Annotated in this window: 13 protein-coding genes; 6 read left to right on the top strand and 7 right to left on the bottom strand. The window is 72.6% G+C overall.

The window, feature by feature from the left end; translation table 11 throughout:
* Entirely contained in the window at window positions 1-519 is a 519-nt protein-coding gene (locus ACFY04_RS08635; RefSeq protein WP_389115072.1) for a DUF664 domain-containing protein, read from the top strand.
* Window positions 520-559: 40 nt separating this feature from the next.
* Here the strand turns inward: ACFY04_RS08635 and ACFY04_RS08630 are convergent, their stop codons facing one another.
* Together ACFY04_RS08630 and ACFY04_RS08625 are read right to left on the bottom strand one after the other, a co-directional pair.
* On the bottom strand, window positions 560-910 hold the full coding sequence (locus ACFY04_RS08630; protein WP_389115070.1) for a hypothetical protein: 351 nt from the start codon (window positions 908-910) through the stop codon (window positions 560-562).
* A 213-nt stretch (window positions 911-1,123) separates the two neighbouring features.
* Window positions 1,124-2,485 carry an FAD-dependent oxidoreductase gene (locus ACFY04_RS08625; protein ID WP_389115069.1) on the bottom strand — a complete coding sequence of 454 codons (1,362 nt, stop codon included), beginning with the start codon at window positions 2,483-2,485 and terminating at the stop codon, window positions 1,124-1,126.
* A 208-nt stretch (window positions 2,486-2,693) separates the two neighbouring features.
* Here ACFY04_RS08625 and ACFY04_RS08620 point away from each other — a divergent pair, with 208 nt between their 5' ends.
* The 3 genes from ACFY04_RS08620 (at window position 2,694) to ACFY04_RS08610 (ending at window position 4,526) form a co-directional block, all read left to right on the top strand.
* The gene (locus ACFY04_RS08620; RefSeq protein WP_030384532.1) at window positions 2,694-2,885 is read left to right on the top strand and encodes a DUF5302 domain-containing protein; all 192 of its coding nucleotides are present in this window, start codon (window positions 2,694-2,696) and stop codon (window positions 2,883-2,885) included.
* A 167-nt stretch (window positions 2,886-3,052) separates the two neighbouring features.
* Window positions 3,053-3,466 carry a rodlin gene (locus ACFY04_RS08615; protein ID WP_389115068.1) on the top strand — a complete coding sequence of 138 codons (414 nt, stop codon included), beginning with the start codon at window positions 3,053-3,055 and terminating at the stop codon, window positions 3,464-3,466.
* Between the two features lie 145 nt (window positions 3,467-3,611).
* Window positions 3,612-4,526, top strand: coding sequence for a glycoside hydrolase family 19 protein (locus ACFY04_RS08610; protein ID WP_389115066.1), 915 nt, complete (start codon window positions 3,612-3,614; stop codon window positions 4,524-4,526).
* Between the two features lie 15 nt (window positions 4,527-4,541).
* Here the strand turns inward: ACFY04_RS08610 and ACFY04_RS08605 are convergent, their stop codons facing one another.
* From ACFY04_RS08605 to ACFY04_RS08590, 4 genes are all read right to left on the bottom strand, one after another.
* The gene (locus tag ACFY04_RS08605; RefSeq protein ID WP_389115064.1) at window positions 4,542-7,310 is read right to left on the bottom strand and encodes an AAA family ATPase; all 2,769 of its coding nucleotides are present in this window, start codon (window positions 7,308-7,310) and stop codon (window positions 4,542-4,544) included.
* 213 nt (window positions 7,311-7,523) lie between these two features.
* Window positions 7,524-9,299 carry a S8 family serine peptidase gene (locus tag ACFY04_RS08600; protein ID WP_389115444.1) on the bottom strand — a complete coding sequence of 592 codons (1,776 nt, stop codon included), beginning with the start codon at window positions 9,297-9,299 and terminating at the stop codon, window positions 7,524-7,526.
* Between the two features lie 526 nt (window positions 9,300-9,825).
* Entirely contained in the window at window positions 9,826-10,575 is a 750-nt protein-coding gene (locus tag ACFY04_RS08595) for a DUF1838 family protein (protein ID WP_389115062.1), read from the bottom strand.
* Window positions 10,576-10,650: 75 nt separating this feature from the next.
* Window positions 10,651-11,193 (bottom strand): GNAT family N-acetyltransferase, encoded by a 543-nt coding sequence (locus ACFY04_RS08590; protein ID WP_389115060.1) that lies wholly within the window; start codon window positions 11,191-11,193, stop codon window positions 10,651-10,653.
* A gap of 41 nt (window positions 11,194-11,234) precedes the next feature.
* On the opposite strand from ACFY04_RS08590, the gene ACFY04_RS08585 reads away from it, so the two are divergent.
* Window positions 11,235-11,459 carry a hypothetical protein gene (locus ACFY04_RS08585; RefSeq protein ID WP_389115059.1) on the top strand — a complete coding sequence of 75 codons (225 nt, stop codon included), beginning with the start codon at window positions 11,235-11,237 and terminating at the stop codon, window positions 11,457-11,459.
* 273 nt (window positions 11,460-11,732) lie between these two features.
* Here ACFY04_RS08585 and ACFY04_RS08580 read toward each other — a convergent pair whose 3' ends face one another.
* Complete coding sequence (locus tag ACFY04_RS08580) at window positions 11,733-12,716, bottom strand: phosphotransferase family protein (RefSeq protein ID WP_389115058.1); 984 nt, start codon at window positions 12,714-12,716, stop codon at window positions 11,733-11,735.
* Window positions 12,717-12,865: 149 nt separating this feature from the next.
* Between ACFY04_RS08580 and ACFY04_RS08575 the strand changes: the two genes are divergently transcribed.
* Complete coding sequence (locus ACFY04_RS08575) at window positions 12,866-13,864, top strand: DUF1996 domain-containing protein (protein ID WP_389115057.1); 999 nt, start codon at window positions 12,866-12,868, stop codon at window positions 13,862-13,864.
* Window positions 13,865-13,876: the final 12 nt, after the last annotated feature.

Below are 13,876 nucleotides of genomic sequence, written 5' to 3'. Positions count from 1 at the left end.
ATGAAGGCTACGGACGTCATCGCCGACGGTTTCGGACGCATCCGGGAGATCGTGCACGAGGTCGTGGAAGGGGTCCCGCCGGAGCTGCTCAACGCGCGCGTGGACCCGGCGGCGAACTCGGTCACCTGGCTCATCTGGCACCTGACCCGGATCCAGGACGACCACATCGCGGACGCGGCCGGCACCGAGCAGGTCTGGGACTCCGACGGCTGGTCGGACCGGTTCGCGCTGCCGCTGCCCGCCGGGGCGACCGGGTACGGGCACTCGTCGCGGGACGTCTACACCGTCCGGGTGGACTCGGGCGAGCTGCTGCTGGGGTACTTCGACGCGGTGCACGAGCGGACCGCGCGGTTCGTCCACGGGCTCGCCGCCGCCGACCTGGACCGGGTGGTCGACGAACGCTGGGATCCGCCGGTCACCCTCGGGGTACGCCTGGTCAGCGTGCTGGGGGACGACCTGCAGCACGCCGGGCAGGCAGCCTTCGTACGCGGCGTGCTGGAGCGGGACCGGGGTGCCTGACGGGGCCTTGCGGGCGCCGGCCGCGTACCGGTGGGCACGGTCAGCACCGGCGATGCCACCACGCCGACTCCGGATCCGCCAGGGGCTCGTGGTGCGTTCGCCCGAGCAGCACCTCGTCCAGGCACTCGACCTGCACCCGCAGTTCGGCGGCGGCCTTCGGCGGCAGCATGGACAGAGCCTCTTGCAGCTTGTCCCGGGCCCAGCCTTCGCCACAGCACGGGCAGGTGAACTCGGCCTCCCACGGTCTCCACCGGCGTTCGACGCCGTGGACGCGGACCGACCACACGCTCAGCGCGACGGACACGATGCCCGGCGCCAGTCGACCCCGCTCGACCACGCGGACGGCCGCATTCGCCGCCCCCGACAGGCCGGGGACATCGCGATAACGCACCCAGGGGCTCCTCCGGCCACGTCCCTGTGGCCGAAGCGACGCCGGCGTTCTACGCGGCACGGCCCCTTCGGATATCCCTCATGGACGGCATCCTCCCACAGCCGTGACCGGCCGGACCGAACCTGGTCCCGTTGCCCGGACAGCGGCGCCGCCGCTCGGCCCCAGGACGTACGGAGGGCCGGGACCCCGTCCTTGGGTTCCGGCCCTCTCGCGTTACGCTCCGCTCGCGTCGAGCATGTCCTCGCGCTCGACGATCTTCACCCGCTCGCGGCCCTGGGGCTCGCCGAGGGCCTTCTCGGCCGCGTCCAGCTTGTGCCAGCCCTCCCACGTCGTGTAGCGGACGCTGCGCTCGGCGAGGAAGGCCTCGACGGCCTCCGGCTCCGGGGCGGCCGGCTCGCTCAGGCGGCCCTCCGCGTGGTCGGCGAGCAGGTTCGCGACGGTCTCGTTCGCGTCACCCTTGGTGTGGCCGATCAGGCCGACCGGACCGCGCCGGATCCATCCGGTGACGTACGTCGACTGCAGGTGGCCACCGGCTTCGACCACGCGGCCGCCCTCGTCCGGGACCGTGCCGGACTCGACGTCCCAGGGGAGCTTGGGCAGCTCGTCGGAGAGGTAGCCGACGGCCCGGTAGACGGACTGGACGTCCCAGTCGGTGAAGTTGCCCGTGCCCTTGACGTTGCCCGTGCCGTCGAGCTCGGTGCGCTCGGTGCGCAGTCCGACGACCTTGCCGTCCTCGCCGAGGATCTCGGCGGGCGACTCGAAGAAGTGCAGGAACAGCTTGTGCGGGCGCTCGCCGATGTCGCGGATCGCCCAGTTCTCCAGGGTCTTGGCGACCATGTCGGCCTGCTTGTTGGCGCGGCGGGTGGCTATGGAGCCCTCGTCGTAGTCGATGTCCTCGGGGTTGACGATGACCTCGATGTTGGGCGAGTGGTCCAGCTCCCGGAGCTCCATGGGGCTGAACTTGGCCTGCGCCGGACCCCGGCGGCCGAAGACGTGCACCTCGAGGGCCTTGTTCGCCTTGAGCCCGTCGTGGACGTTCGCCGGGATCTCGGTCGGAAGCAGCTCGTCGGCCGTCTTCGCGAGGATGCGCGCGACGTCGAGGGCGACGTTGCCGACGCCGAGCACGGCGACCTTCTCGGCCTCCAGCGGCCAGGTGCGCGGGACGTCCGGGTGACCGTCGTACCAGGAGACGAAGTCGGCGGCGCCGTAGGAGCCGTCGAGGTCGACGCCGGGGATGGCCAGCGCGCGGTCGGCCGTGGCACCGGTGGAGAAGATCACGGCGTCGTAGAAGGACTGCAGCGCGTCGAGGCTGATGTCGTTCGGGTAGTCGACGTTCCCGAAGAGGCGCACCTGCGGCTTGTCGAGCACCTGGTGAAGGGCGGTGATGATGCCCTTGATCCGGGGGTGGTCGGGGGCGACGCCGTACCGGATCAGGCCGAAGGGCGCGGGCATCCGCTCGAAGAGGTCGATGGACACACCGGGCTCGACGGCTGCCTCGGACTTCAGCAGCGCGTCGGCGGCGTAGATACCGGCGGGGCCGGCACCGACGATTGCTACCCGCAGAGGGCGAGGCATGACAGAGGTTCCCTTCGAGCGACGGCAAGGTGGATCAAGGGGAACCCTAAACGAAGGTAAACCTAACTCAGCACCCGGTATCCCTTTATGACCCCATAATCAAAACTTATGACCTCCCCAAGCAGTCCTTGGGGCATAGGGGAACTCGCTGGTCAGCACGGGCGTCACCTGACAGACTGAAACCGCTTGATCACCCCAGGAGGACAAAATGGCTGACGAAACCGACACCCCGCAGGACGAGTCCCCGGCCGACGCGGCCAAGCGCAAGTTCCGGGAGGCCCTGGACCGCAACGCCGCGAACGCTCAGTCCCAGCAGGCCCACCAGAGCCGGGCGAAGGTCCAGGGTGCCAGCAGCGGCCCCGGCGGCAAGAACAAGAAGGTCCGCCGCAAGACCGGCTGACCCTCGGACCCGAGGAGCTCGCCCCCGCCGCCGCGGCCGGGGGTGGCTCGATCCGTCATTGGGCCACTCGGGTGAGTGGGGATAACCCCGAGCGCCGTCGACAGTTGATCAGCACGTCCCGCCGAGGGCAGCCATCACACGCGACAGTGCGACAGAAGGATCCCCACATGTTCAAGAAGTTCATGGCCACCGCAGCCGCCACCGCCGCCGTGCTCGGCGCGGGTGCCGCAGTCGCCTCCCCGGCGATGGCGATCGGCAACGACAACGGCGTGAACACCGTCAACGGCAACGGCTCGGCCCAGATCTACGGCAACCAGGAGACCCACGGCAAGATGAGCCCGCAGCTCGGCGCCGTCCAGGGCTCGCTCAACAAGCTCTGCATCGGCCTGCCGGCCAAGGTCAACGCCCAGTCCCTGTTCGCGGTCCTCGCCAACGTCGGCGTCCAGGACGTCAACGTCCTCGCCAGCCCGCAGAACCAGCAGTGCACCGAGAACTCCACCCAGGCCAAGGGTGACGAGGCCCTCTCGCACATTGCCAGCAACATCCCGGTCCTCTCCGGAAACCTCTCCGCGGGCAGCTGATCGGTTCGATTCCGCGCCGGTGTCACGCGTCACGCGTGACACCGGCGCGTTTCATTTGGTCTAGACCTTGACAGGTTCAGACCATTTTCGCTTCAGTGGGCACCGTTGCCCCCACGGCAAGTCCCCCCACTGAAGGAGCAGTTACGTGATACGTGCGCTTCGCCTCCGCGCCCTCGCACTCACCGCCGCCGCGGCCGTCACGGCCGGTCTCACCCTCACCCTCCCCTCCTCCCCCGCCGTCGCCGCGGCCCCCTGCGCCGGCGCCTGGGCCTCCTCCGCCGTCTACACGGGCGGCATGAGCGCCTCGTACGGCGGCCACAACTGGCAGGCGAAGTGGTGGACTCAGGGCGAGACGCCCGGCACCACCGGCCAGTGGGGCGTCTGGTCGGACCAGGGCACCTGCGGCGGCGGGGGCCAGGACCCGGATCCGGGCAACCCCACCGGATTCGTGGTCTCCGAGGCCCAGTTCAACCAGATGTTCCCGAACCGGAACCCCTTCTACACCTACAACGGCCTGGTCGCGGCGCTGTCCGCCTACCCCGGTTTCGCCAAGACCGGCGACGACACCACCAAGCGGCGCGAGGCTGCGGCCTTCCTCGCGAACGTCTCCCACGAGACGGGCGGACTCGTGCACATCGTGGAGCAGAACACCGCCAACTACCCCCACTACTGCGACGCGAGCCAGCCGTACGGCTGTCCCGCCGGACAGGCCGCCTACTACGGCCGCGGGCCCATCCAGCTCAGCTGGAACTTCAACTACAAGGCGGCCGGTGACGCCCTCGGCATCAACCTGCTCGCCAACCCGTACCTCGTGGAGCAGGATCCGGCCGTCGCCATGAAGACGGCGCTCTGGTACTGGAACACCCAGAACGGCCCGGGCACGATGACCGCCCACGCCGCCATGGTGAACGGTGCGGGCTTCGGGGAGACCATCCGCTCCATCAACGGCTCCCTGGAGTGCAACGGCGGCAACCCCGCCCAGGTCCAGAGCCGCATCTCGAAGTACCAGAGCTTCACTCAGCTGCTCGGGGTGACCCCCGGGAACAACCTCGGCTGCTAGGGGGTGCCGTGGCGGTCACCGCGTGCGCAGCGCGGTGGCCAGCTGGGCCCGTGAGCGGACGTCGAGCTTCTGGTAGATCCGGGTCAGCCGGGCCTCGACCGTCTTGACGCTGAGGAACAGCTTCGCCGCGGCCTCCTGGTTGCTGGCGCCCTGGCTGACCAGCAGCGCGAGCCGGGTCTCGGCCTCGGTCAGGGTCGCGGCCGCCGGTACCCGCGCACCGGCGCCGTCACCGGCGGCCGGTTCCCTGGCGAGCTCCGTCCAGGGGGCGGCCCCGGCCCGGTCGAAGACCTCGGCCGCGGCCCGGAGTGCCGCGCGGGCCGGCGCGCGCCGGCGCCGCCGGCGCTCCACCCGGGCGAGGGCGAGCAGCGTGCGGCCGCGTTCCAGCGGCAGCCGGAGGGCGTCGAAGCGCTGGGCGGTGGTCTCCAGCAGGTGCACGGCCGCGTCGGCGTCGCCCTGGGCGGACAGGCACAGCCCGCGGGCCCGGTCGAGCGCCGCGACGACCCCGGTACGGCCGAGGCCGACGGCGACCGTGCGGACGGAGGACAGCAGCCGGGCCGCCTCCTCGGGTGCGTCGGCGGCGATCAGGGCCTCGGCGAGCTCCCCGTGCCAGCGCAGGATCGAGGGGTCCACCACCTGCTGGGCGGCCTCCAGTTCGGCGACGCGGCGCAGGGTGGCGACGGCCTTCGCCGCCTCTCCCGTGGCGAGTTCGACGAGGCCGAGCGCGTGCAGGCTGCGGGAGAGGAAGACCTGGTCCTGCTCCTCCTGCGAGGCCTGGATGCCGCGCCGGGCGTATCCGGCGGCCCGGGCGAAGCTGCCGCCCATGGCTTCGGCCATCGCGGCGACGTACCAGGCGGGGCCGGGCGAGAGGCCCGCGTCGATCGTGAGCTCCAGGGCCCGGCGGGCGTGGGCGGAGGCCGCCTCGCACCGGCCGCTGCGCAGTTCGACCTCGGTGAGGCTGCGCAGGACCTCGAAGACGTCCTCGGCGGAACCGGTGCGCTGGACGGCGGGCAGCAGGACCATCAGCTGGCGGCGGGCGTCGTCGAGGCCGTCGTCGAAGAGGGCGTGCCGGACGGCGAGGTACTGGGGCGCGTTGCGCATGCCGAGGGGCACCTCGGGGGCGGGCAGGGCGAGGGCCTCGGCCAGGATCGCCTCGGCGCCCGGGTCGCCGAGGATGCGGCCCATGCGGGCCCGTACGGTCAGGGCCATGGCCTCGGCTACCTGGTCGCCGCCGAGTGCGGCGAGCGCCCCGGCACGGGCCGCGGCGTCGCGGGAGCGGACCGGGTCGCCGTCGCTGAGGTTGTGCTTCCAGGCGATCCGCAGCTGGACGGCGGCCTGGAGCGAGGGGTCCCCGGCGGCCTCGTCCATGGCGTACGCGATGGTCTCGTCGAGGGCGCCCAGGGCCTGCCCCGCGGCGTCGATCACGGCGAGCCGGGCCCGTACCCGGTCGGCGGGCGAGGCGTCGCGGGCCAGCACGGCCCCGGTGGCGCGGCGGGCGAGGTCGGCGCGGCCGGACCAGCCGGCGTCCTCGGCGGCCGCGACCAGGCGGGCCAGTTCCTCGCCGGCCAGCCAGGACGGCGTACGTTCGGCGGCGAGCAGGCCCAGTTCGGCGGCGAGGGCGCGCTGGCCCCGGCGGCGGCAGGCCGCGGCGGCCTCGGTGATCTCCTCGGCGAGCCACTGGTCGGGGGTGTCCACGGCCAGCGCGCGGTGGCGTACGGCCTGGACGGGATCGTCGACGGCGGCGGCCAGGGCCGCGTGTCCGGCGGCGCGTTCGGGCCAGCCGGCGTCGGCGGCGAGGGCGGTGGGCAGGGCGCCGGCGGTGAACTCCACGGAGCCGTCCTCGCCCACCCTGACCAGCGCGGCCCGTTCCGCCTCGGCCAGCTCGGCCTCGGCGTCGGGGCGGCCGGCGCGGCGCAGCAGGGAGATGGTGGGGCGGGTGGCGAGGGCGGCGAGCAGCAGGGTGCGGCGGGCCTGGGCGGGGGCGGCGGCCAGGAGCCGGCGGGCCACCTCGCGGGCCTGTCCGGAGACGGGCAGGGTGTCGGCGTGGTGGGCGCTGCTGTCGCGGGCCTCGGCGGCTTCGGCGAGGGAGTGGCCGAGGGCGAGGGCGAGGCGCGGGTTGCCGCCGCTGGCCTGGTGGATGCGGCCGGCGAGGCGGGCCGGGAGGCCGTGGCGGACCAGGAGTTCGGCGACCTCGTCGGCGCCCAGCGGGGGTACCCGGATGGCGGGGACGCCGGGGCCGCAGAGAGGTTCGCCCACCGGGACCCCGCCCTGGACGCATTCGGCGACCAGGACCCGTACGCGGGGCGGGGTGAGGCGCAGGGCGAAGCGGAGCAGGTCGGTGCTCTCGGCGTCGAGCCACTGGGCGTTGTCGAGGACGAGCAGGACGGGGTCGCGGTCGGCGAGCGTCCGCAGCACCTCGACCACGGCGAGGCGCAGGGCGATGTGGTCGCGGCCGGCCCGGGGGGCGTCGGCCTCGCGGCGCAGGAGGGCGATGGCGGTGCGCTGGGGGCCGGAGAGCTGTTCCAGGGCGCCGCCGGGTACGGAGGCGAGGAGGGCGGCGGCGGACGCCTCGGGTATCCATTGGTCGGCGGCCTCGGGGGCGAGGCGCAGCACGGTCTCGCGGCGCGATTCGGCCGCGGCCGCGACGGCGCGCACCACCTCGGTCTTGCCCGCGCCGGCCGGTCCGGTCAGGAGCGCCCGGCCGTGCGTGGTGAGCGCGCGGTCGACCGCCTTGATCAGTTCTCCGTGTCCGACACTTGTGTCAGCGTGCCCCGTCGCCGCCACCACGCACAGCCACCAGCCTCTCGGTCCCCAGCTCCGGTGCCCTTCCTGTGAGAGGCGACAATACGAGGTCGAGTGGCGGGCGGACACGGATTGTGACGCAGAAATCAGTCGCGTGCCGGGAAAACCCGTCGGACCTGCCGATACGAGGTGTATCAGCAGGTCCGCGGGCTTGCCTTGGTCCGTACTATCGGGCCGTCAGGCCGATTTGGCTCCTGATCAGAAGGTCAGGTTCCAGGAGTCGATCTTGCCGGTGTCGCCGCCGGCGTTGTCGTTGACCCGCAGCTTCCAGGTGCCGTTCGCGACCTCGGAGGAGGCGTTCACGGTGTAGACCTGGTTGATGTTGGCCGTGCTGCCGCCGGAGCGGTTGTGCAGGTTGTAGACGCTGCCGTCCGGGGCGACCAGGTCGACCTTGAGGTCGCCGATGTAGCTGTGGACGATGTTCACGCCCACCTTGAGGGTGGCCGGGGCGTTGCCGGTCACACCGGTGACGGTGATCGGGCTCTCCACGGTGGTGTTGTCACCGATGGCGTAGTCCGTGGTGTTCTCGCGGCCCGAGGTGGGCGGGGTCGAGGTCACGGCGGCGACGGTCGCGGCCGCGTCGGCGAGGCCGGCGCCGCAGCCACCGGTGCAGGTACCGGCCAGCGGGCGGGCGTTGGTCTTGATCGCCGACTCGATCTGGGCCGGGGTCAGCGAGGTGTTCGCCGACTTCAGCAGGGCGGCCAGGCCCGCGATGTGCGGGGCGGCCATGCTGGTGCCCTGGTAGGGCTTGTAGATCTCGGCACCGGGGGTGGTGGTGCCGGCGTTCAGGGTGGAGAGGATCGCGTTCTCGGGGGTGGTGACGGTGCCGGGCGTGTCGGTGGCGCGGCGGGTCTCACCGCCCGGGGCGGCGATGTCGATGATCGTGCCGTAGTTCGAGTAGTACGAGCGCTCGCCGGCGCGGTTGGTCGACGCCACGTTGATCACGTTGTTGCAGCTGGCGGGCGAGTAGCCGGACGCGTTGGCGTTGCTGTTGCCGGCGGCGACCACGACGGTCGTACCGCGGGCGACGGCGGCGTTGATGGCGTTCTGGTAGCTCGTGCCGCAGGCACCCGGGCCGCCGAGGCTCATGTTGATGACCTTGGCGGGGGTGGCGTTGGCCGGGACGCCCGCGACGGAGCCGCCGGAGGCCCAGGTGATGGCGTCGACGATGTCCGAGGTGGCGCCGCCGCACTTGCCGAGCACGCGGACGGGCTGGATCTTCGCGCCGTAGGCGATGCCGGCGACACCCTTGGAGTTGTTGGTGGCCGCGGCGATGGTGCCCGCGACGTGGGTGCCGTGCCACGAGGAGGTGCTGGCCTTGGAGCCGACACCGCACTCGCCGTCGGTGGCGTTCCAGTCGCCCTCGTCGGCCGGGTTGCCGTCACGGCCGTTGCCGTCGCGGGCCTCGGAGGAGGTCGAGATGAAGTCGTAGCCGGAGACGATGTTCGGCGCGACGTCCGAGTGGGCGACGTAGCCGGTGTCGATCACGGCGACGGTGACGCCGGAGCCCGTGGTCTTGTCCCAGGCACCGGGGACGTTCATGCCGGCGGTGGACTCGAAGAGGTCCCACTGCTTGGCGTACTCGGTGTCGTTCGGGGTGACGGCCTGGGCGTAGGCGCGGGTGTCCGGCTCGACGTAGGCGACGTCCGGGTCGGCGCGGAACTGGGCCATCACGTCCGCCGCGTCGGCCGGGGCGGTCGCACCACCCAGGTTGACGAGGGCGGCTCCGGTGCCGAGGCGACGGTCGAACTTCGCCTTCTTGTTGCCGGCCTTCTTGCCCTTGGCGGTGGCGTCGTCGGCCGCCGCGGTGTTCGAGCTGGCCTCGGTGGCCGAGGACTTGTATCCGACGATGAGGTTCGCGACCGGCGCGGTCGGTGCGACCGTGGCCGCCGCCGGTGCCGCGCCGGGGTTCTCGACGGCCGCGGCCACCGAGGCGGTGGCGGTGGCGGAGCCGGCGAGCAGGGTGACGGACATGGCCACCACGGATATGAGCCGACGTCTGGAAGCGTGCACGTGTTCCCCTTCGAGGGCCGTTTCCGGGCATGCCGGAGCGGCCGGTCAGTGCAGTGTGGGAGGTTCCGGCGGCCGCGGGACCGGGAGCGAGTTGGTCGAGCTCGCCCCGGCCTCCGCCGCGCGCCACGTCGCCCGAGCCGCAACGGCGGGGCCGGGCAACGGCGGTCCCGGCTCTCCCCCCGACCGGTGCGGCCTTCACGCCATGTGGGGTTGGCGTGTGTGCCTCAGGGTCAGGGGAAGATCGCCGGTGGGCAGACAGTAGGCAACACGGGGATGAACTCGATACGGGGAAAACCCTTGTCCGCCCCCTGCGGCTCCCCCCGGGGGTCCCTCGGCAGGGGCGCTGACCAGGTATGTTCGGCGCCCGCGCGATCGCCGCGCGGGACCGGGAGCAGGGCCGGGAGCGGTGGCGGGAGCGGGGCCGGGAGCGGGAGCGGGGCCGGGGCCGGGAGCGGGGTCGGGAGCGGGGCCGGGAGCGGGGCCGTTCCTACCGCGGCGGGAAGAGCTTGCGGAAGTACGTCCAGCTGGTCTCGTTCGGCTCGCTCCACTTCTCCGGCGCGTGGGCGAATTCGGGGTGGTGCTCGGCGATGTACGCGCGGGTGCGCTCCGGGACCTGCGCGTACGAGTCCAGCTTGCGGCCGCGACAGTGGAAGGTGAGGCCGCCGGGGCGCTGCCCCTGTTCCATCCAGGGCAGCCACGGGGACATCCGGGTCCAGGACATCGTGGCGGGGACGCTCACCGCGTCGGTGGTCAGGGTGGCCGCGGGCGCGAAGAACTGGAACAGCTCCAGGGCGCGGTAGGTGTCGTCGGCCGAGTGGGCGGGATACTGCGCGACCGGCAGGGGCGAGGGGTAGGCCAGCGGGATCTCCAGGCTGAAGCAGACCTGGTCGCCCAGTTCCGTCACGGGGACCGGGAAGGGCCGCCACTTCTGGTTGGCCGGATCGTTCCAGACGTGGACCACGGGCTTGTCCTCCCAGGTCTCCAGGATCTGCCGGGTCCCGGGGTCGAGGTAGAACGCGGCCTCCCTGGACAGGAGCTGGTAGCCGCCGAGCTCCTCGTCCGCCACGAGGCGCGCGACATTGAGCCCTTCGAAGCCGAAGAGACGCCGGTAGGGCTCGCCGGGGGCCCAGGAGTGGACGTCCCCGGTCCACCGGTACGTGACCTCGGCGCCGTCGAGCGAGGCGCGGGTGCGGGCGAATGCGTGCAGGGGCTCGGCGGGTGTCAGCTCTGATGTCATACGCCCCACTGTGCGCGGTCGCCGCACGGCCGGACAAGCGGCCCCACGGACAACCTCGGCCCCGTCGGTGACGGGTCAGGAAGCCGCGCGACGCACGTGCAGATGACCGTCGAGGGGGTAGGCGGGGGGCGCGGACGCCAGCGTCCTGTCGTACGTGTAACCGCACTTGGCCGCGACCCGGCAGGATGCGAGGTTGTCCACCTGGTGGAGCAGTTCGAGGCGCTCCAGGCCGTCGGCCCGGAAAGCGTCCAGGGACCAGGCGGTGAGGGCTTCCAGGGCTCGCGGGGCAACGCCCCGGCCCCGTGCCTCCGCCGCCGTCCAGTAGCCGACCTCGGCGGAGGCCTTGCCGAACGCGACCTCCTTGAGGACGACGTTGCCCACCAACCGCGCCGCTGTCGCGCCCCGGGCCGCCTCCAGGACGGCGAATCCGAACCGGACCCCCGCCGCCCAGCCCCGCTCCTGGGCCCGCACCCACCTCAGTCCGTCGTCCTCGCACTCCAGCCCGGGATCCGGGGAGGCCTCGACCAGGGCGGCGACGTCTTCCACGCACCAGGGCCGGAGAACGAGAGCGGAAGCGGTCGGTGTCGCGGCGGCCTCGAGCGTGACGGAAGTGATCATCGGCCGATCGTAGCCAGTGCGGCCGGGCACGCGGGGTCGCGGTGGTCGAGGCGCTGATCGCCACCGGCGCCCCGGAGGGCTGCGAGGCGCCGGCCCGACGCCTGCTGGAAGGCCATCCCATGTGGGGTGCCGGGGCGTGGTGGTTCGACGTCGACGAGCGCAGCCGGATCTGCGACGGCGGCCACAGCCCCAGGCGGACGCCGCTGGGTGACCGCCTGCCGGAACAGCAGCGGGCGGCGCTGACGCGGTGCCTCACACCGGACTGAGGCGCACACCGGAATCAGGCACCTCGGGGCCGCCGGGAACGGGGTCGTACGCGGCCCCGGCGGGCCCACGGCCGCGATTCGGCCGTGGTGCGCGCCTGTGTCGCGGAGGCCGTCCGGGAGCACCTCGGTGCCTGGCTGGAGGAGAACCCGGAGCAGGCGGAGGCCGTCATCATCCGGATCCTCCGGGCCGACGCCCTCGACTGAGTGCTCGCCGCATCCCGGCCGGCGTCGGCCAACGGCAGGCCGTCGGCAGGCCGGCCGGGATGTGATGATTCAGGCATACCTCTCGAAGAGGGCTTGGATGTAGCCCTCCAGTCTCCGGGTCAGGACACGGGCCGTCAGGTCGACGCGGCCCAGTTCACGCCAGGGCACGCCGACCTTCTCCGCGTCGGGAGCGAAGCCCAGCGTGTCCAGCAGCCGCCAGTAGAGGTGGGCCGCGCGGTCCTCGGTCAGGGTTCCTCCCGCGGCGGCATAGCGGTCCGCGAAGCCCATCCCCGCGGGAACCCCGTGCAGCAGCGCGAGGGCCGTCGAGCAGTGCGCCACGTCCAGGTCGGCGGGCCCCCAGGAGGTCTCCACCCAGTCGACGACGCCACTGATCCGGAGGTCCCCGTCCGCGCCGGTGAAGAGGACGTTCCCGGGATGGAAGTCCCGGTGCAGAAAGCGGCCCCGGTAGTCCGGCGGATCCCGGCGGATGACGTCGACCGCCCGCTGCCAGAGCTCGGGCCGCTCGGTGGCCGCGGGCGGCGTCACCCGCTCGGCAGAGGCCCAGGCCTGATAGGTGCGGGGCCGCTGTTGCGCGGCTATCAGCAGCTGATGGATACGCACCAGTTGACGGGCCAGCAGTTCGGCGCGGTCGTCGGCATCCTGATCGTCCAGGCGCACGGTTCCCGGCAACAGGGACATCAGCAGGGAGGGGTGGTCGCAGTGCTGCGCCGTCGCATCCACCGCCACCAGCGTGGCCGCGGGCACGTCCGTGTCACCGAGCAGGCGCAGGATCGCCGCTTCACGGGTCAGCAGGCCCTCCGCGTGCCGGACGAAGAAGGGTTTGACGAAGGACCGCAGGACGAGCGAGCGCCGACCGTCCGGGCCGCCCAGGTCCAGGCGCCGCATCTCCGAGGTCCAGCCGCCGCGCAGCCGTACGGCCTGCTCGATGCGCTCGGCCTCGGACAACTCCTGCTCCACCCAGGCGCGCGTGGCACCCCAGTCCCCGCCGTCACGATCCGCGCCCATGCCCTCGGCCCCCTCGCCCGAACTCATGCGGGCACACTATCCGTCACGGTGAACCGTCGGCCTCACCGTCCCCGGGCCTGTGACCGGCCCACACCGGAACACACAAACGACGGCGTCGCGCCCGTCATATGGATGACCAGTTGACGGCGGGGGCGCCACCGGCAACCGTGACCGGCATGTGGAACGAACACCGGCTGCTCACTCTCGCCATCTGCCTGGTCCTGGGCGGCGGGCTGATCGCTGCGGTCCTGGGGGCGTCGCGGGCGGCCGGTCCGCGCGCCGGGGTGACGGACGGGCGGCCGGTGGCGTCCGACTACGTGGACATACGTGATGTCCCGCGCCTCCCGGCAGCCGCTCCCGCCGCGGGGTCCGGGGGATCCGCCGGGTCGGTGGTGGTGGATTGCGGACGCAACGAGCAGGGCCACTACAACGAGGACAACCTCGTGGTCTCGCCCGGGCTGCAGGGCGGGGCCCATCACACGCACGCCTACGTGGGGAACCTCTCCACCGACGCGCTGTCGACGGAGGCCTCGCTGGACGCGGCCGGCACGAGCTGTGCGGGCGGCGACCGGTCCACGTACTACTGGCCCGTCCTGCGCCGCCCCGACCGCCCGGGCACGCGCCCGCACGAGGATTCGGCGGGGCACGGGAACGTCGGCGAGATCGTGCCGGAGACCTCGGTCCTGGTGGAGTTCCGCGGCAACCCCGTGAGCAAGGTGGTGCCGATGCCGCGCTTCCTGCGCGCGATGACCGGCGACGCCGTCGCGTACACGGCGGACAGCGAGGCCGACGTCCGGGCCCGCTGGGGGTGTTCGGGCTCCCCGGACCGGGCCACCACCCGCTACCCGCGCTGCCCCGCGGGCGAACGCGTCACCCGCACCCTGGTGTTCCCGAGCTGCTGGAACGGCCTCGACACCGTCGGCGTCACGCACCGCTCGCACCTGCTCTTCACGGCCGCGAACGGTGTCTGCCCCAAGGACACCTTCCCGGTTCCGGAACTGCGCGTCTCCCTCGCCTACGAGATCCCCCCGGGGCTGAACGTGGCCCTCGACTCCTTCCCCGAGCAGCGGCACAGCCCGAAGACCGATCACGCGATGTTCGTGAACGCGATGACCGACCGGCAGATGGCCGCGCTCGTCGACTGCATCAACAAGGGCCGCGACTGCCGGACCTGAGTGACGCAGGTC

The organism is Streptomyces sp. NPDC001549, from assembly GCF_042894025.1.
GTDB lineage: Bacteria > Actinomycetota > Actinomycetes > Streptomycetales > Streptomycetaceae > Streptomyces > Streptomyces kutzneri.
Note: the sequence above shows the minus strand (reverse complement) of the source record. Positions and strands in the feature narration are given on the sequence as shown.

Coding starts and splice junctions, on each gene's coding strand:
- ACFY04_RS08635 (WP_389115072.1), top strand. CDS start 1: ATGAAGGCTACGGACGTCATCGCCGACGGTTTCGGACGCATCCGGGAG.
- ACFY04_RS08625 (WP_389115069.1), bottom strand. CDS start 2,485: ATGCCTCGCCCTCTGCGGGTAGCAATCGTCGGTGCCGGCCCCGCCGGT.
- ACFY04_RS08620 (WP_030384532.1), top strand. CDS start 2,694: ATGGCTGACGAAACCGACACCCCGCAGGACGAGTCCCCGGCCGACGCG.
- ACFY04_RS08615 (WP_389115068.1), top strand. CDS start 3,053: ATGTTCAAGAAGTTCATGGCCACCGCAGCCGCCACCGCCGCCGTGCTC.
- ACFY04_RS08600 (WP_389115444.1), bottom strand. CDS start 9,299: ATGTCCGTCACCCTGCTCGCCGGCTCCGCCACCGCCACCGCCTCGGTG.
- ACFY04_RS08595 (WP_389115062.1), bottom strand. CDS start 10,575: ATGACATCAGAGCTGACACCCGCCGAGCCCCTGCACGCATTCGCCCGC.
- ACFY04_RS08590 (WP_389115060.1), bottom strand. CDS start 11,193: ATGATCACTTCCGTCACGCTCGAGGCCGCCGCGACACCGACCGCTTCC.
- ACFY04_RS08580 (WP_389115058.1), bottom strand. CDS start 12,716: ATGAGTTCGGGCGAGGGGGCCGAGGGCATGGGCGCGGATCGTGACGGC.
- ACFY04_RS08575 (WP_389115057.1), top strand. CDS start 12,866: ATGTGGAACGAACACCGGCTGCTCACTCTCGCCATCTGCCTGGTCCTG.